Here is a 17557-nt window from a genome sequence, read left to right as displayed (position 1 = left end):
CCGGAGAGTATCGCTTCTTGTGTTGTTACCACTTGAGTGAGGCGCTTAGTTCGTAGCGGCGGGGGAGTTCGGCGTAGACGGAGTCGTTGCCGTAGATGCTGTTGACGGCACCCCAGTTTTCCGCGTCGGTTAAATTGAGAATGCGCAGGGCGAGTGCCCAGTGCTCGGTTTCGTATTTAAAGCCTAGATCAAGCGAGTATTGCCACGGGATTTCCGCGCTGCGAAGAGGTTCGCCAGTGGGGGTATCATTGGAGTTGTAAGTGTATTCGCCGGGTACGTTGAAGCTTAGGTCCATCGGGGCGGTGATCAGTAGGCCGAGAGTGCTGGAGAAACGCTCCGTAAACTGGTGGGCGATTAAGCCATTGATGATGTGTGTGGGCACCGCTGGAGTTTTGGCATCGTAGCCTGAAAAACCGTAGAATGTACTGTAATCATAGCTACCGCCGGTGGAAGCTACGTCACTGATGGGCACGCGCGAAGAAACTACGCCGTTCTGGGTGACGGAGTCGATATAACTATATCCGACAATAAAAAAGAAGCGCTCGCTTGGTTGATAATGCAGTTCGCTTTCGAAGCCATGGGCTTCGACTTTTTGGTCGGGACCGATGGATTGCGGCTCATTGCGACTCTGTTGGAAGATGTTGGCCGAGTAGTAGAGGGTGTCATCGAGAAAGGTGGCCTTGTAGCCTAGTTCATAGAGTTCGCTGACGGTATTAAAGCTTTCGTGGTCGAGCTGGCCGCTCTCGGGGAGTGCGATACCGCCGCCTAGGTCGGTGGGGATGGACTCGCTGTAGTTATAGTTGGCATACAGTCGCTGTGAAGCGCTCAGTTTGTAGACGAGTCCGACGTTATAGTTGGGCACGAAATCTTCGTGTGAATCTTCACCTTTTTTAACGCCGGCGGCTGCGAGCTCGTCGGGGAGGAAGAAGGCGCTCATGTAACGCATCATGTCATCGTAGAGCGGATCGGCTGTTTCAACATGCACATAGTCCAGACGTGCGCCGAGTAGCAGTGAGACGCGCTGGTTTAGCTGAATCTCATCTTGTAGGAAGATGCCGATGCCAGTGATTTGAGAGTCGTTGGAGTCTTGATTACCTAATACAAAGACACCGTCAGGCTGGCCGTCGGGAATGCCGTCGTTGGTGCCATTGGTATTATAGTCGTCTCCTATGCCTGGAAAGAAATAGCTATTTGAGGTGCTGCCGGGCAGGAAGCTGAGTTGCCCACGTGGGGACTCGCTGTAGACGGGCACGGCATTGAGAAAGTTGCTCGCGCTAGGATCCAGGAAGACACCTGCATCGTTGACACTTATGTCGTCGTAGCCTTGATTCGCGAGGTCCCAGGCATTGGCGGGCTCGTGGTAGTAGTCATTGGTCGCCCACACATCTTGATAACTGATGGCCGCTCCGAGGTTGAAGCGATGCTCGAAGCCGAAGAAGTCGAATGTGCCACGAAATTCGCTGCGGTTTTCGAAGCGTATGTTGTCACGCAGCGCTTCATTGTAGGCGTAGGAGCTGTAGATGTCGCGGTCCCGGTATTGAAAGAGTGAGTTGTTGACAATGCTGAGCTCGGGACTGGGTCTGAGCGTATGTATCATCTGTAGCGAGAGATACTCGCCATTGGAATCGTCGCCTTCGCCATGTAAGCGGGCGGTGCGATTAATTTCGGTGGTGCCGGTAGTGATGAGGCTGTCGCCAAAGCCTCCGCTGCTGCCGATGCCAGTTACGTATTGATTGTGATCGATCAGGTCTTGTGTGGGGCGGTTAATGCCCCAGTTTTCGGTATAGTTGGCCTGATAGTAATCGGCCATGAATTCTAGCTTGTATTGCTCGTTCGGGATCCATTCGTAGGCTGCGTAGAAGGCCGCGGTTTGGCGGCGAAAGTCGTCCCAGTAGTAGTCGGTGCTGTCTTCACCGCTGAGGCTGATGCGTAGGCTGCTCGACTCATTGAGTGCGAAATTTTGATCGAGCGCGATCTTTCGCATGCCTTCACTGTCGATTGTGAGGTCGAGGCGGCCTTCGTTGTATCCACTTGGTCGCTTGGTGAGCAAGTCGACATAGCCACCCACATATTGCGAAACGCCCACCATCACCGAGGGAGGCCCTTTCAGGATGTTGACGGATTCGAGGGAGTTGGTGTTGAGTGGCAGGCCATTACCATTGTTGGTCAAACCTTTGCGCATGCCGTTGAGCAGGGTGTCTGCGGCTTGGCCACGGATACTGGGGGTCGTGGGGGAGCCAAAATTAGAGCCAGTGTAGCTGGATGTGGTTAGCTTGGTAAAATCGCGCACATCTTTCAGACTGATGGCTTCGAGCTGTGTGCTGGAGATCACGGTGACATTGCGCGGTGTGTCGAGGATACCGCTTTCGTAGCCATAGACCGAGCTGAAAGGGTGATCGTTCGGTAATACGCTGGCCTCGTGCGGGATGGGGGAACTCACCACATATTCCTCAAGCTGTTGGTAGCTATTATTCGAGCTGGTTGATGGGTTCGCCGTGCTTTGGTGCAAGTAGATCGCTGTTAGTAAGAATAGGTAGAGTCGATGTCTGCGTACGTTGACACTCATGTTTTAGTTTGTGGGATTTCGCTCAATGCTTCGTCGAGTAGGCGGCGTAAGCTGCGGCTTTTGGATATGTCGATTCGTTCAGAATACTCTCGAATCATGTGGCACAAGGCATCGAGGCTATCAATATTCTTAGACTGATTAATACTTTGAAGTTTATAGATCACTGACTGTAGGTGCTCCGTGTCCATTTTAGTGAGAGCGGGCATCAGTTCGGTTTTGATGATCTGTAGCAGCGAGTCGAATAGTTCTTTACCAAGTGCTTCGATGTTGAGGATCTCGAGTATCCACGCCGCATCGATTTCAGGCGGTAAATCTTCATTGGGCTGTGCATTGATATTTACTGGCTTCGCGACTGTCGCTGCGGCTTTGGGCTGATGACATCTTTCTAAGTTGTACAATTCGATGGTGAAGCTGGAGCCGACGCCCTCTTGGCTTTCCACGTATATTCGGCCGTTCATCATTTTGACCAATCGTTGAGAAATCGCTAAGCCTAGGCCGGAGCCTGTTTCATTGCGTGTGAAGTCGCGGCTGGCCTGCTCAAATGCTTGGAAGATGCGTTTCTGCATCTTCTGTGGTATGCCGATGCCAGTGTCCATGATTTGGCAGGAGATACTCGCATGGGCCTTGGAGGACTGTAGTAGTTTTAGGTGAATCTTGATGTCGCCTGAATCGGTAAATTTGATGGCATTACCTATTATGTTGAGCAGTACTTGCCGAAAGCGTGTTGGATCAATTTGTAGCCATTGCGGGAAGTCGGGGGAGCATTCGAAGCTCACGGCTAGGTCTTTATGACTCAGCTTGGGGCTGAGCATCTGTAGTGCTTCGCGGCATTCCAAGACGAGGTCTGAGGGCCGCGGGTGCATCGTGAGCTTATTGGCTTCGATTTTGGACAGGTCGAGTAGATCGTTGAACATGGCCATTAACATCGTCGCAGAGCGGTACACGGTATTGAGGTAGTCTTTGTGCGTTGAGTCTTGCGTTTCGCTGCGTAAGATGTCGGTAAAGCCGATGATTGAGTTCATCGGGGTGCGAATTTCGTGACTGATATTTGCAGTAAATTCACTCTTTAAACGGTTCGCTGATTCCGCATGCTCTTTAGCCATTAAGAGCTCTTCACTTTGGTGCTTGAGCTCTTGGGTGCGCTGGTCGACTAGCATTTCGAGCCGTTCATTCTGACGCTGCGCTCTTCGCAGGCGATTGTTGTGCGCGATGAAGGCAACGATTACAAAAGCACTGACGATTAAAAAGTAGAACCAGACAGTTTGATGAAAATAAGGTTCGATTTTGAAATGAAAGCGTGCCCATTTAGCCTCATTATCGGAGTCGCTGCGATCAAGCACGTAGGTGACCTCAAAGGTGTAGTCTCCTGGGGGTAAATTGGTATAGACGGCTTCTCGGCGGTTGCTTTCTATCCAATCTTCAAAGCCCTGCAGGCGGTATCGAAAGTTTAGATCCTCGCCGCCTTGAAAGAGAGGAGCGGTGTAGTTGATGCGCAAGTGACGCAGGCCGGGGGCAAATGTCTTTGGGGTGCTTTCTTCAAGTTCCGCTGGGCTTAGGTTGAGACCATTAACCTCTATTTGATCGATTAACAGTTCGGGACGATAATGATTTTTTTTGAGCAGGCTGGGGTCCAGTTCGAGCACGCCCTCGCTGAAGGGAACCCAAAATATGCCGCCTTCTGCATAGGCTTCGGAGAGTGCGGTGATATTATTCGAGGGGAGCCCGTCTGCTTTGAAATAACTTTGAAAGGTAAATGCTTGCGAAGAATCGGAGGGGCTTAGGTCTGCTATTTTGACACGATAGAGGCCCGTGTTGGTTGTGATCCAAAGGCCTTCGCTGGCATCGCGCCATACGTGGAAAATATTGATATAGGGAAAGCTCTTAGGCATCTGAAAAATTTCCAGCTGCTCATCTTTAATTTTTAAGATTCCTCCGCTAAAACCGCCCCAGAGGTTTCCATCCAGGTCTTTAGTCAGGTGGAAGACTGTGGTCGCTTCGATTTCGCTACCTTGACTACATGGAATGATCTGTCCATCGCGGTAGGCATAGATTCCTGCGGAAGCCATCGAGAACCAGAGCGTGTCGCCATCTAAAAACAGTGAGATGATTAGATTGGATGGTAGTTTGGCGTCGCTGGGCAGGGGGGCAAAGCTCTCGCCGTCGAAGAATACCAAGCCATCGTAGGTCGCGAGTGCCAGCCGCCCGTCAGGCATTTTTTGAATTTGGTAGATTGTATCTGCGGGCAGTCCGTCTTCTTGTGTGTAGCGCTGCATTTTGCCATCAATGTATGCATAGAGGCCGTGACTGTAGCTTGAAAAATAGATCTGATCCGGCGTGATGATCTCGATGTCGGTAATGTCGATGCCTTGAAGCTCCGGGAATCGGGCTTCAATGTGCCCACTTTTGGAATCTATGCGACTGACGCCATCGATACTGCCGATAAGGTAGCTGTGCCCACTTATTTCGGGACAGATGCTACGAACGACTCCGTATTTAAAAGCACCATCTCGTGTGTGTGTGTGAAACACACGTTTTTGCAGTAGTTTGATTCCGTTGTTGAAAGTGCTGTAGGCAATGTTTCCATCAGGGGTGCGTGCGATGGAGTAAATGTGGTCTTCGTCTTGATACTGACTACGAGGTAGTTTTTTGATCTGTCCGTTTTGGAAACGAAACATTCCGTTTTGGGTGCCGATCCAAACTGTGCCGTTGCTTACGCTTAGCATGGCTCGTGTGTGGCCGCTTTGCTGTAGCACGGGGTCTTGATAAAGGCTCCATTTCCCGTCCTGAAAGTGTAGTAAGTCATTTTCGGCTGAAATTGCCCAGACTGTTTGGCCGATGCCTTGCTCGAGTAATACAATCCGCCCTGACTTGGAGCCCAACGTTTTGGGATCGATCTGCGTACTTTGCCCGTCAACGATACGATACATGCCGTAATTTTTATCTGCGAGCCATAGACTTCTATCGTTGGCAAAGAGTGCGTAGTGTATGGATCGCCCTTCCACTCCGGGGAGCGGATACTCAGTGAGGCTGCCGTCGATCACATGATAGAAGCGATGCTTGCCCAGTAGAACAGTCTCGCCATCCCAATCAAGGAAGAGGTTGTAGTCTAATACCTCTGTCAGTTGATCGGTCTCCCAATGCTGCAGTTTTCCTTGCCGGCTGTGAAAAAGATACCTCTGGTTGGTGTCGAAGGCCCATAGGCCATTGTGACGATCGATCGTTAGATCAAATGCGCCACCTCGTAGTTCGGGGTAATCGTGGTGAGTAATACTCTTGAAGTCGACTCCATCGTAGCGAATGAGACCTTCAAAAGACGCAATCCATAGGAAGCCCTCTTGGGAGACATCTATATAATTGAGCTGATTCATCGGCAGCCCGTCTTCGGTGGTAAGATTCTTGACTAGGTAATCTTCCAGCGCTGTCACTTCTTCGCTCGCATAGCTGAGGCTGAATAGCAGCAAGCTCAGGAGCAATAAAAGCCAATACTGCGAATGAGAGTGAAATCGAGGAGGCTTCGTGTGTGGATGCACTTGAGTGGGAATACTGCTGTAATTTTAGTGGCAGGCGGGGGTGGGTAATTCGATATAGAATCGGTTGCCTTCACCGCGCTCACTAGCTTCGACTCCTACTTTCCCCGAGTGCATCTGGACGAGTCTTTGGACGATTGAGAGACCGACTCCGTGGGAAGGTTCATGCGTGTGTCGAGAGTCGCCTCGAACAAAGGCGGTAAACAAGCCTTTGCGCAATGTTTCGTTGATGGTGGGGGCTTGGTCGATCACTTCAAAGCGCATTCCAGACTCGAAGAACTGTGAGGGGCTCAGATGGATGTGTATCGTTGTGCCTTCTGCCGAATATTTGATCGCGTTATTGAGTAGGTTATCAAACATTTCGACGAGGATGCGCCGACTAATCGCGACCTTAGCGGGAGCGTTGTTTGCGAACTCGATATGAATCTCTTTTTCTTTTGCGCTTAAGTGATTGAGGTGTAGCAGGTATTCGATGACTTCGGCGACTTGGATCGTCTCTGTAACCGTGTGCTGAGTGGAGCTGGAATGCGAGCGTGCTTCGTCGAGTATGCCGACGACTAAGTCGCTCATGCCATCGGCTGAGTCTTGAATCAATCGAGTCATTGAGAGAATCTCTTCCAAGTTCTCGTGTTGACAGCCTTTGAGTTCTTCGAGAATGAAATTAGTCAGTCCTTTAATGGCACCCGATGGGTTTTTTATATCATGGGCTAGACGTGCTAGTAGATCGGCTTTGGCTTTCGATTCGGCGTCTAGCTGCCTTTGAGTTGCACTCAACCTTAAGTGGGTATGCACGCGTGCCATCAGCTCTTCACGGACAAATGGCTTTTTGATGTAATCAACCGCTCCCGCTGTAAATCCGCTGACGACTTCTGCCGGGCTCGTGGCAGCACTGAGGAAAATCACTGGTATTTCAGCTGTCTGGGGATCTTTCTTGAGTCGAGCGCATACCTCAAAGCCGTCAATTTGGGGCATCATTACGTCGAGCAGGATTAGATCTGGCTTTTCTGTAACGACTGCGTCAAGGGCTTCTTGGCCATTGAGCGCGAGTATGAAGCCGATCTCTGCGCGACGTAAGATCTCACCTACCAGTCTTAAGTTTTGTGGCTCATCATCAACAATTAATACTTTTGGAATGCTGGGCTGCTCTTGTGTTTCCATCGTAATCATTGAGGGTTTAGCGAAAATTGATAACGTAGTTTATTTAAAAAGCGAGCCTGAGTTTTTAAGGGTTAAATCACATAGTAAATACTGAGCTTCTTTGCATGCGTATAAACTATAAATTGTGGTGGAGGATTCAGTGTCAGCGCTGCCGCGAGCACTCGCGGCTGACGAGTGCTCGGCGGGACTGAATGATGGCTTAGCGGTCCAGCTGCTCTGCCGTTTCTTGTTCCAAACGTTCTATATATTCGGATACGTTACAGGTGAGCATGCGTGTGCTGCCGGGGGAAACTTCCAGCACTTTGTTGACCACGCCGTCGAGGAAGGCACGGTCGTGACTGACCAGAATCACAGTGCCTTCATAGAGATTGATGGCTTCTTGCAGTACTTCCTTAGACTTGATGTCCAAGTGATTGGTCGGTTCGTCCAAAATCATGCAGTTGGCGGGGTGCATTAGCATTTTCGCCAATGCGACGCGATTTTTCTCTCCTCCCGAGAGCACGGATGTCTTTTTGAGCGCTTCGTCGCCAGAAAAAAGTAAGGCTCCGAGTGCGCCACGCGGGTTCGCATCGTCGTTACCAATGGCGGCTTTTTCGACTTCTTCTAATACAGAATTATTAGGGTCGAGTTCGTCAGCTTGCGACTGTGCAAAGTATCCGAGTACGGTGTTAATGCCTTTTTCCACTTCGCCGCTTTGATAGGGCTCGGTGCCGGCCATGATGCGGGCGAGTGTGGATTTACCCGCGCCATTGACCCCGACGACTGCGATGCGATCGCCCTTGTCGATGCGTAGGTCGAGGCCGTCAAAGATAACATTATCTCCGTAGGCCTTGTGCAGGTTTTTAATTGTGATGACTTTGGCGCTGGCTGGGGGCGCTTTAGGAAAGCGGAAGAACATTTTCTTTTCGTCGCGTGGGATCTGGATCAACTCCATTTTCTCCAGTGCTTTAATACGGCTTTGTACCATGCTAGCCTTTTTCACATTGGAGCGGAAACGGTTGATCCAGTCTTTGATCTCTTTGATCTCTTTTTGCTGGTTAGCGTGAGCCTTACGCAGGGTTTCGAGGCGCTTGTCGCTCTCGGACTGGTAGTAGCTGTAGTTACCCTTGTAGCTGGTGAGGCTGCCTAACTTTAGTTCGAGGGTGCGGTTAGTGACTTCGTCGAGAAAGGCACGGTCGTGAGAGATTACGATCAGGGCACCTTGATAATGTTTTAAATATTGCTCCACCCAGTGCTGCGAGACGATATCCAAGTGATTGGTCGGTTCGTCCAAAATAATTAGAGACGGGTTCTGCAAGAGTAGTTTGGCTAGTGCGATGCGCATTTGCCAACCCCCGGAGAACTCACCGGTGTCACGCTCAAAGTCGCTATTTTTGAAGCCCATACCCAGCAGAATGCGTTCGATGCGCGACTTCATTTTTGCAGGTTCGTGGTCTTCAAGTTGTTGCTCCCATTCGCCCATCAGATCGATCAAGTCGTAATACTCATCGGTCGAGGTGTCCATTTCGAGCATTTCTTCTTCCGCTTTTTCTAGATTTTTTTGCAATTCTAGAATGTCGCCAAAGGCGCTCTCGGCTTCTTTAAAAAGTGTTTTTCCGGATACAGAAATACCATCTTGGGGTAGGTAGCCGACGCTGACATAGCTTGCCTTCTCAATATTACCACTATCGCAGTCGAGCTCGCCCATGAGCATGCGCAGTAGTGTAGTCTTACCGGAGCCGTTGGAGCCGACGAGGGCGATCCGGTCATGCGCATTGATGACGCAGTTGATACCATTAAAGAGAACCTTCTTGCCGAAGTTGTGGGAGACTTGATTGATTGTGATCATGACCTGGCGGCGCTGGACGCCGATTAAGAGTATTAGGATTTATCTGTAGTCTGTGAAGTGAAATGCTTGAGTGACTGCTATTTCCACTTCACGCATACGTATTTGATAAAAGGCGGGAATGAAACAAGGCATCGAGCGAAATGCAAAGAAAAAGCCCGAGAGCTTTTGAGCTCTCGGGCTGAGACGAAATTATCTGTGGATGTAAAGGCGAGTTTTACTCGTCCTCTGGGGGGCCTTGGCGTTTGCCTTTGGCCATGGCCTTCATTTCCTCGCGTGTGATTTCACCATCGCCGTCGGCATCGATTTCGTCGAAGTGCTCTAGCAGGCGCTCGAGTCCGGCTTCGGTGGCTTCTGCCTTAGAGATGGAGCCATCTTCGTTGGTGTCTGCTGCTTTGATGTTTTGTCCGCGGCGCTGAGGACCTTTATCTTTGCCAGCCTGACGACGATCTTTGTTGGCGGCGATTAGTTCCTTCTTGGTGAGTTCGCCGTCGCCATCCGCATCAATTTTATCAAATTGCTCAGCGAGGGGGCCTTTAACTTCTTCTAGCGAAAGGGTGCCGTTTTCGTCGGCGTCTAAGCGCTGGAAGAGTTCTTGTGGACTGGGGCGCTTACCTGGGTTGTCGCGTGGTTCGCCTTCGGGCTTTGCTTGGGCAGTGATGCCGATAAGTGAGGAAGAGAGAACGAGGAGAATGAGTGACTTAGTATTCATGATCTGTAATATTTTGGTGTTAATTTCGCAGCGGAACGTGCTGCTTGATTTAACTATCGAGACCTATTGAATGAAAGTTTCAGCGAAGTGTAATTTAGACGCCTAGCTTGATTGTTTGTCTGAGCCAGGATTTTGAGGCGCTTGAATTGTGCAGCCCCTGCTATTATTCACCCTAAAAGCTAAAGCTAAAGCTAAAGCTAAAGCTAAAGCTAAAGCTAAAGCTAAAGCTAGAGTTAGAGCTGAAGTTAGAGCAAATTAGTGGGAAGGCTTTCTTCCATGAGCTGTGGCGGTCGTACATCTTCCTGCGTATTTAGCTTTTGCAAATTTTCTAGCTCCGGCAGTTGATCCAGGCTTTCGAGTCCATACGCGAGGGTCTCTAGGCAGTCGTGGTCTAGCGGCTCGTCACACAATTGGGCTTCCACTGTAAATGCGAGCAGAGTGCAGGCGTGTGACCATTGCTGGCGTTGTTGCGTGTTCGATGTGCTGCTGTGTGTCGCGAGTTGTGTGGAGAGCTCTTTCCACAGTTGATGCCATTCTTCGGAGAATCGCAGACAAAGCGGACAAGCTCGGGTGCGCCGCCAACGCACCAATTGATGGGTGCACTTGTCAGCTTGGACGTGTTGCACCAGATGATCTGAAATCTTATGCAACACTGCTAAGGGCTCGCAACGCTCCGGCGAATTGAAGGGGAGGGAGTGGAACAACTCGTCGGCCGAGGGCAGCCATTGGCGGCTCTCGGCGACCAGCTGTAGCAGCCCGTTGAAATTTCCGAAGTAACGATAAATTAATACTTTATCGGCGCCGGCCAGGTTGGCGACTGCGTTGATCCCGAGGGCACTGCAGCCTGCGTCCGCGACAAGCTTCAAAACTGCGTTTTGAAACTTTTCTTCGGTTTTGGGACGTGAGCGGGTACGTGGCATGATCGCCAATATAGAAGTCTTTTCGGAAGGGCGGCAAGCCTAGCGGGCCTCGAATATGAAATTTAGCGTGCGATATCGTCCTGGCCAATGACAGTCAGCTGGCTACGAGTGAGTGTTTCGGCGGCGAGTTCATTATCCTCTAAGCTGATCGCTAAGCCATAGCGACCGTGAGGGCGCACCAGAAAGGGGTAAATATAGTGGATGTTAATTTCCGCCTGCACCAGTGCGCAGGTGACTGTTTTTATTTGTTCTTCGCTGGTCAGTTCGACGGCGATGAGTTCACTTTGCACATAAGAGAACTGGTGTTCAATCAAGAGCTTCTGCGCTTCGATTGGGTAATCGACGATAATCCGTATGATTGAGCTGTCGGTCGTATCAAGCACTGAGAGCGCGATGATGTGCACTTCATGGACAGAGAGGAGCCCGATGATTTCATTGAGCCGCCCGACTTTGTTGTCGGCGTGGATCGAAAATTGAATGACCGGCTGGAAACCGCCCGGTCTACGCATTACTTCTGCTGGCATACTGCAGGCAGCTTAGGGAGTCTGCGCGAACTTGCACGTATTTTTTTTAAGGTTAAGCTTTCCACGTGGCCTAGATGTCGCTTGCCTAAGTGTTTTCACCCCTTGATGTGCTGACGGCCCGCTTATGTTCGAGACTTTTGAATTTATTAATGAGGATTTTCCATGGTTTTTCGCCACATTGGCAGCGATTTTTGGAGCGCTGACAGGGAGTTTCCTTAATGTATGTATCTACCGTATACCAGCGGGCCGCTCGATTATTTTTCCGGGCTCTACCTGCGCGTGTGGCCGACCGATCCCGTTTTACCATAATATTCCGATTTTTACCTGGTTGATTCTGCGCGGGAAGGCCAGTTGCTGCGGGGCACCTTTCAGTATACGCTATCCCGCGATTGAGTTGCTGACGGCGGTGCTTTTTCTGTGGGTGTGGCTGATCTATTCGCCTTTGGTGGCCTTACTCGGCATGTTCTTTGTGTCTTTTTTGATTTGTGCGACCTTTATTGATCTCGATCACATGATCATTCCCGATCGTTTCTCGATTGGAGGAATGGTGATTAGCGTGATCCTTTCCTTTATTTTTCCTGCGCTTCATGGCGTAGATGGTTTACCCATTGTGAGTAATATTCAGTCAGGGGTGAGTTCGATCGTGGGGGCTCTGGTGGGCGCTGGACTGGTCTATTGGATTGCCGTGCTGGGAGAGATTGTCTTCCGCAAGCCTGCGATGGGCGAGGGCGATGTTAAATTTGTAGGTTTTGTGGGCGCTTTTTGCGGCTGGCAGGGTGCTGTCTTCTCCATGTTTGGCGGTGCGTTGGTGGGCTCTGTGATCTTGTTGCCCTGCCTATTGTTGGGGCGTCTCTTCGGAGCTGGTGGCAAAGCGCGGGCTTCGGGCACGGAAGCTGCGGAAGCTGCTTCGGCCGAGGGAGCTAGGGGAGCCGAGGGCGATGAGGCGGAAGAGGTGCAGTTTGGAGCGCAGGTGCCCTTCGGGCCGATGCTAGCAGCCGCGGCGCTGATTTACTTTTTAGGCTTTGACGCTTACGTGGACGCCTACTTTGCCGAGTTTGCGAGTTATTTCTTTATGCCTTGAGCGATGGACGTGGCCTTGAACCTGAGTCATAATAAAGTATGAGAGAATCCGATGCATTTCTGGTGACAGCGATGGCCTACTGCCTATCGTGGGAGATTGCGGGTGCACGTGCCTCGCAGCATTGGTCAGGGATTCGCGAGTTTACTCAGGGAAATGATATGCTAAGTGACACCGAGCGCTGGTGCTGCGAGCTCTACGAGGAATCTAGCCCTACGGCGCAGGAAGAGCGCTCGATCCAGTCACGCATCAATGCGCGAATGGACCATCCCCGAGCAGTGCTTAAGCTACGCGCGGCAATCTTGGACTTATTGCCTGAGTCGATTCGAGAGAGCGCTGCGAGGCATCGACTCATGCAGTCTTTAATTACGCCCGAGAAATACGGGCCCTTGCGCACTTGGCTCGCCGAGCGCAATATCGCGGGCTTCCGACCGGCACAGCCAAACTTGGCCCCACTTGCCGAACGTGAGGCTGATTTTTATCAATTTATTGAGACGCCCTATTTTTTGGAAGGCTACCGTAAGTATTGGCATCAAAAGCCAAAATCACGGAATAATCGGCAGATGCGAGTCTTACTCTGTGTGTCGGCGGCATTGAGCCAGATGTTGACTTTCGATAGCTCTTCCGAGTTGCGGGAGTGGTGTAAACGGCTGGCAGTTATTGGCAGCTACAGTCAGCAAACGCAGTTCGATGTGGCTGAAATGTGTATGCTGATGGCTGGCGAGTCTTACGATGCCCACGAGCTTGGCTTCCGTTTATTAGTCGATGCTCAAGCTTTGGATCGCAAGAACTTGATCACCTTCTGCGATCGTTATGCAGACGAGTTGACAGGATTTGCGCGCGAACTCGTGCGTGGCATGCAGATCATCGCTTAAGCTAAGGAGTCTTCAATCGCGTTTTGTTGGCGTGCGATGTCGTGTAGTGTGACGATACCCAGTAATTTGCGGGTATCTTTACGACTCACCACAGGGGCTTGCATGACGTCGCGTATCACCAGAGTATTCGCTGCATCGCGGATCGAATCGTCGGGGTGTATTTCGATAATCGAGTGTCCTTCTACCCATTCTGCGATCGAGCGGGTATCGTTGGCCGCTTGTAATTCTTCTAGTTCATGATGCGTAATCATTCCTAGTAACTGTTGTTGGTTGTCGCTGGATACGATGGTGTAGGCGTGGTGCTTGTGCCCGTCTTTGGCAATACGCTCTAGATTGTCCGCTGCGTTGAGTTCGCCCAGTGTGCTGCGGCAGTCGTGCGTCATTATCGTGCTGACGGGCAAATTTCGCCAGTCGCGATCGCCGCGATAAGCGGGCAGTTTCTTGAGGCTGATGCCATCCTGTAAGAGTAGGGCATCGTAGACTGGGATGCTGCGTAGCTTGCCAGCGATGATGTAGGCGATCAAGTTGCCGATCATCAAGGGTAGGATCAGTGAGTAGTTTTGTGTCATCTCGAAAATGATGAGCACTGAGGTGAGCGGGCAGCGAATGACGGCCGCGAAAAATGCGCCCGTTCCCAGCAGCGCAGTTGCTGCGGCCACCGATTGATCCACACCTAGAAACTTGACCATGAGCACGCCGAAGAGGCCACCCAGCATACTGCCGATAAATAATACCGGCGCAAAAATGCCGCCACTGGCACCCGAGGCGTAGCAGATTGCAGTGGCGAGTAATTTGCCAATGAGTAGCAGCAGCAGCGCCTGCCATACCAGGTGGCCGTGCAGTGCGGAATTGAGATCGTCGTAGCCGATACTAAATACGCCATTATGACCACTGCTAAACTGCCAGACAGTCACGCCGATTAGGCCCACACTTAAGCCCCCTAGAGCTGGGCGTGCCCAGGCTGGAAAGTGAGTGGATTGTTTAAAATACCCGCGCAGGCCGAGTAGTAGAGAGACAAATACATGGCCTAAGAGTCCCGCAGCGGGGCCGATCGCCAAGCACACCAGCATCCACCAAGATGTTTCAAACACCTCACGGGTCGCATGTAATGCACTGTGCTCTCCAAGTAAACTACGCTCCACCACAGCTGCGACCACCACTGCAATCAGAATGCCGCCCAGCGCCTTGCTACTGAAATTATTATCAAATAGCTCCTCAAATACAAAAGTAATGGCAGAGATCGGCGCATTGAAAGCTGCCGAAATGCCCGCGCCCATGCCTACGGGTACCATGGATTGAATGCGCAGTTTTCCTAAGCCGAAAACACGGCCCAACTTCGAGGAGATGGCACTACAAATGTGTACGGTTGGACCCTCGCGGCCCAAACTGTTACCAAAACCAACAGAGATGGTGCCTATGATGAAGCGCCAAAAGGCTTCAGGCGTTTTGATGATACCAAAATTTTGGTAATAGGCCGCCTTTGTTTGTGGAATCCCCGAGCCGCTTGCAGTCGGAGATACGTAGCGAATCATTAAGCCCACAATCAGGCCCGCCAGCGCCGGCGACAAAATCATCGCAGGAATCGTCCAGAATCCCAATCCCTCATACAAGGTGAACATATTCTCAAATACAAAAGTAATCGCCAAGTGGAAGCTTACCCCCACCAAGCCACAGAGGACCCCTGCGCAGATGCATAGCATCAAAAAGCGCTGGCCGTCGTTAAAACGACCCCGCATCCAATTCGGAAGATTATTCAGGCTAAATGATTCGCGTGGCATCGGACTTAATATTTAAAAAGAAAAAGCTGTGCAGGGTATGGCTGCACAGCATTTTCTAGGTCTATAAAAGTCTTTGCTCGATGCACAGAAAATTTTTAAAAAAAATACTTGGCAAAGTGAAACTTAGTCCTACAGTCCACCACTTCTTCACTTTTGGTGAGATATGCAAGTGGCTAAAGCACGCAGACTGTAAATCTGTTCTCTTTGAGTTCGCTGGTTCGAATCCGGCTCTCACCACCACTTTAAAGGCCGTCCGCAAGGGCGGCCTTTTTTAGTGTCGGTCTACTAACTGTAGGCGCTCGGGATTATACTTGACCAGAAACATGTGTATTCTTCATGTTTCTATTTAATGGAGCGTTATTCATTTTGTCTTAATTATTTTCCTGTATGGATGCAGGACGATATGGAGTCTGCTTTGGATTGGGCACTCTCGAATGAACAAACTAAAGAGCGCTATAGGAGGCAGTATCTAGCTAAATGAGTTATCAGGTTTCACCTTCGACCCCGTTCTATCGTAGCGGGTTGCAGCTTTTTATGAGAGCAATGCTTCTGTTGCTGGGCTGTGGTGTTGGCTGGTGGCTGCATTCGAGCTTTGTTTCTGAGCTGGTCTCCGTGGAGTCCGCCGAAATCGTATCCGCGTCTATCGGCGAGGCGGCTGAGGCGCAACATCCCGTGGGAGATGAACAATCCCTACGCCGACAAATGCTCGAAGTTCTGTATGCGGAGGAACTGCCTGTTAATTATCGCGAACAGCTTGATGTCTTGCAGACACTTGCAGAACAAAACTCGCTGCGTGGGCGAGAACGGCTTAAATTTGATGCTTTGATTCGTTATTTGGCTGATCAGGATCCTGTTGGTCTGTATGCTTGGGCGGAATCAAATGGCGATTTACACGCACCCTATCGTGATGCTATTTTGACCGAAGCACTACGGGTAATGGCAGTTCGAGAGCCATTGAGCGCGTTAAAGAGGGTGCAAGCTATGCATTCCTACTGGCACCGGAAAATCGCTTATCAGGCGGTCTTTGCTGAGATGATGATGGAGTTTTCACCGGATCGAGTGCTGGACCTGACACTCGATGGCGATCTTGCTATTTTTGAGCAGTTTCGCTATGTAGACATTGCTTTACTGATAGCGAAGGAGCAACCGGACAGAGTTTTTGATATCATCGACGAACGTTTTCCTGTTTTACGTCAAAATGACGCTCGCTTGGGTGCATTGCTTGCCATCGCTGAAGAGGATTTCGAGCGTGCCGAGGCGATCGCAGCTGGTATGGCGGGCGACGAGTTGGCGCTTCAAGCCCAGCAGGTTTTATATGTACAAATTTTGAAGAATGGTGATTTCTCTAAGGCCGATGAGCTTTTCGCTCAAAGCGGGCCCTCGGAGGAGAAAGATAACGCATTGAATACGCTCGCCTACGATCCACGTGGCGCTCCGTTGGAGCAATCGATCGCTTTTATTAAAAAGTATGCTTCGCCTGCAGCCCGAGCCGGACTCACTGAATTTCTGTATGCGCAATCCGTCGTGGATGCGCCTGAAACAATTGTCGAAGTATTAGAGCAGGAGATTCGCCCCGAAGATCACAATCGTTTTTTTAATTCGCTGGCGTGGCGGGTTCGTGATGCAGGCGCATTTGAACAAACCTACGCAGCTTTAGAGTCTTCTGAGTTTCGCTCGGCTTTTCTAAACCAGTATATCAGTTCAATTAGTTACTCCGCTCCCAGCGACGCTGCTGAACTTTTTCTCAAAAATCAAAGTGAGATGACATTTAGCGATGGCGTGCATCAGATCGCTACGCAGTTGGCCAAATACGGAGCAGATAAGTCGCTCGAATTCGCTGCTCAAATTCAGGATGAAGGATTACAAAAGAAGGCTCTTGAGGGCGTGGTCGATGAGTGGTTCGGTCAGAATCCAGAGGCTGCATGGAATTGGCTGGTCGAACAGCAGGCCGCGAATCCCGATGATGTTCAATTTAATCAAGAACTGCAACGACGGGCGATACGTGCCCTTGGCGAAAATGACGCCCTTGGTGCGATTGAATTTGTCGAAGCAATTGAGAACCCAGAGTTTCAAGCGTCGGTTCGCCAAGGCGTGCTTCCCAGCCTGTTTCAAGAAGACCCTGAAGGTGCGATGACTTATATCGAAGAAGTGACTGCGCCTGCGTCACTTGATGCGACTTATCAATCGCTTGCTAAGCGCATCGCGTATTCGACCCCTGATCTTGCTCTATTGGCAGCTTTCCGAGTCAAAGATCAAGCGCAGGTAGCAAAGCTCAGTCAGCAAATTTTGAAAGGGTGGTCCGCTCGTCGTAGTTCTGCTTACATCGTTGAGAAGCTACAACAGATTGATCTGAGTGAGGCGCAGAAATCCGCATTAATAGACTCCTTGTAGCCATCTTTTGGCCTGCCATGAGCAAGCGTAGCGTGTCGAATGGCGGAGAAGGAGGGATTCGATTACGAACACTTTTGGAACGATTGTGGTCAAGTCTTTCGTGATTTGCTCAGTGTTTTCAATTTTTCAAAATCACCGCGAATAAGCGCGACCTTCTTTGCTCGCGACCACTTCTTAAGCTGTCGCTCTCGTTTGATGGTCGC

The 17557-nt window shown here is 50.6% G+C and carries 11 protein-coding genes and 1 tRNA gene; 4 read left to right on the top strand and 8 right to left on the bottom strand.

Annotation, left to right across the window (positions count from 1 at the left end):
• Nucleotides 1-25: 25 nt before the first annotated feature.
• The 7 genes from QEH52_RS02120 to QEH52_RS02090 all read right to left on the bottom strand — a co-directional run bounded on the left by QEH52_RS02120 (nucleotide 26) and on the right by QEH52_RS02090 (nucleotide 11232).
• On the bottom strand, nucleotides 26-2566 hold the full coding sequence (locus tag QEH52_RS02120; protein ID WP_308948316.1) for a TonB-dependent receptor: 2541 nt from the start codon (nucleotides 2564-2566) through the stop codon (nucleotides 26-28).
• Nucleotides 2563-6027: a sensor histidine kinase gene (locus QEH52_RS02115; protein ID WP_308948315.1), complete on the bottom strand. Its 3465-nt coding sequence runs from the start codon at nucleotides 6025-6027 to the stop codon at nucleotides 2563-2565. The genes QEH52_RS02120 and QEH52_RS02115 overlap by 4 nt, the downstream gene beginning before the upstream one ends.
• A gap of 93 nt (nucleotides 6028-6120) precedes the next feature.
• Nucleotides 6121-7251 (bottom strand): hybrid sensor histidine kinase/response regulator, encoded by a 1131-nt coding sequence (locus QEH52_RS02110; protein WP_308948314.1) that lies wholly within the window; start codon nucleotides 7249-7251, stop codon nucleotides 6121-6123.
• Between the two features lie 199 nt (nucleotides 7252-7450).
• Nucleotides 7451-9079, bottom strand: coding sequence for an ABC-F family ATP-binding cassette domain-containing protein (locus QEH52_RS02105; RefSeq protein WP_308948313.1), 1629 nt, complete (start codon nucleotides 9077-9079; stop codon nucleotides 7451-7453).
• A gap of 214 nt (nucleotides 9080-9293) precedes the next feature.
• Nucleotides 9294-9788 (bottom strand): EF-hand domain-containing protein, encoded by a 495-nt coding sequence (locus QEH52_RS02100; RefSeq protein WP_308948311.1) that lies wholly within the window; start codon nucleotides 9786-9788, stop codon nucleotides 9294-9296.
• 245 nt (nucleotides 9789-10033) lie between these two features.
• On the bottom strand, nucleotides 10034-10708 hold the full coding sequence (locus QEH52_RS02095; protein WP_308948309.1) for a TetR/AcrR family transcriptional regulator: 675 nt from the start codon (nucleotides 10706-10708) through the stop codon (nucleotides 10034-10036).
• 62 nt (nucleotides 10709-10770) lie between these two features.
• Nucleotides 10771-11232 carry an acetolactate synthase gene (locus QEH52_RS02090; RefSeq protein ID WP_308948308.1) on the bottom strand — a complete coding sequence of 154 codons (462 nt, stop codon included), beginning with the start codon at nucleotides 11230-11232 and terminating at the stop codon, nucleotides 10771-10773.
• 124 nt (nucleotides 11233-11356) lie between these two features.
• On the opposite strand from QEH52_RS02090, the gene QEH52_RS02085 reads away from it, so the two are divergent.
• Both QEH52_RS02085 and QEH52_RS02080 read left to right on the top strand, forming a co-directional pair.
• The gene (locus QEH52_RS02085; RefSeq protein WP_308948306.1) at nucleotides 11357-12313 is read left to right on the top strand and encodes a prepilin peptidase; all 957 of its coding nucleotides are present in this window, start codon (nucleotides 11357-11359) and stop codon (nucleotides 12311-12313) included.
• 38 nt (nucleotides 12314-12351) lie between these two features.
• Nucleotides 12352-13185 carry a hypothetical protein gene (locus QEH52_RS02080; RefSeq protein WP_308948305.1) on the top strand — a complete coding sequence of 278 codons (834 nt, stop codon included), beginning with the start codon at nucleotides 12352-12354 and terminating at the stop codon, nucleotides 13183-13185.
• Here the strand turns inward: QEH52_RS02080 and QEH52_RS02075 are convergent.
• Nucleotides 13182-14963 carry a chloride channel protein gene (locus QEH52_RS02075; protein ID WP_308948304.1) on the bottom strand — a complete coding sequence of 594 codons (1782 nt, stop codon included), beginning with the start codon at nucleotides 14961-14963 and terminating at the stop codon, nucleotides 13182-13184. The two genes, QEH52_RS02080 and QEH52_RS02075, sit on opposite strands and share 4 nt — an antisense overlap.
• A gap of 155 nt (nucleotides 14964-15118) precedes the next feature.
• Between QEH52_RS02075 and QEH52_RS02070 the strand changes: the two genes are divergently transcribed.
• Both QEH52_RS02070 and QEH52_RS02065 read left to right on the top strand, forming a co-directional pair.
• Nucleotides 15119-15203: transfer RNA gene (locus QEH52_RS02070), tRNA-Tyr, on the top strand.
• A 294-nt stretch (nucleotides 15204-15497) separates the two neighbouring features.
• On the top strand, nucleotides 15498-17354 hold the full coding sequence (locus tag QEH52_RS02065) for a hypothetical protein (protein WP_308948303.1): 1857 nt from the start codon (nucleotides 15498-15500) through the stop codon (nucleotides 17352-17354).
• The last annotated feature ends 203 nt before the right edge of the window (nucleotides 17355-17557 follow it).

This window comes from Thalassobacterium maritimum, from assembly GCF_031127805.1.
GTDB lineage: Bacteria > Verrucomicrobiota > Verrucomicrobiia > Opitutales > Coraliomargaritaceae > Thalassobacterium > Thalassobacterium maritimum.
The sequence above is the reverse complement of the archived record's forward strand: the minus strand, read 5'-3'. Positions and strand labels throughout refer to the sequence as shown.

Excerpts from the sequence above, each read along its gene's own strand:
- QEH52_RS02120 (WP_308948316.1), bottom strand. The coding sequence starts at position 2,566 with ATGAGTGTCAACGTACGCAGACATCGACTCTACCTATTCTTACTAACA.
- QEH52_RS02110 (WP_308948314.1), bottom strand. The coding sequence starts at position 7,251 with ATGGAAACACAAGAGCAGCCCAGCATTCCAAAAGTATTAATTGTTGAT.
- QEH52_RS02105 (WP_308948313.1), bottom strand. The coding sequence starts at position 9,079 with ATGATCACAATCAATCAAGTCTCCCACAACTTCGGCAAGAAGGTTCTC.
- QEH52_RS02100 (WP_308948311.1), bottom strand. The coding sequence starts at position 9,788 with ATGAATACTAAGTCACTCATTCTCCTCGTTCTCTCTTCCTCACTTATC.
- QEH52_RS02095 (WP_308948309.1), bottom strand. The coding sequence starts at position 10,708 with ATGCCACGTACCCGCTCACGTCCCAAAACCGAAGAAAAGTTTCAAAAC.
- QEH52_RS02090 (WP_308948308.1), bottom strand. The coding sequence starts at position 11,232 with ATGCCAGCAGAAGTAATGCGTAGACCGGGCGGTTTCCAGCCGGTCATT.
- QEH52_RS02085 (WP_308948306.1), top strand. The coding sequence starts at position 11,357 with ATGTTCGAGACTTTTGAATTTATTAATGAGGATTTTCCATGGTTTTTC.
- QEH52_RS02080 (WP_308948305.1), top strand. The coding sequence starts at position 12,352 with ATGAGAGAATCCGATGCATTTCTGGTGACAGCGATGGCCTACTGCCTA.
- QEH52_RS02075 (WP_308948304.1), bottom strand. The coding sequence starts at position 14,963 with ATGCCACGCGAATCATTTAGCCTGAATAATCTTCCGAATTGGATGCGG.
- QEH52_RS02065 (WP_308948303.1), top strand. The coding sequence starts at position 15,498 with ATGAGAGCAATGCTTCTGTTGCTGGGCTGTGGTGTTGGCTGGTGGCTG.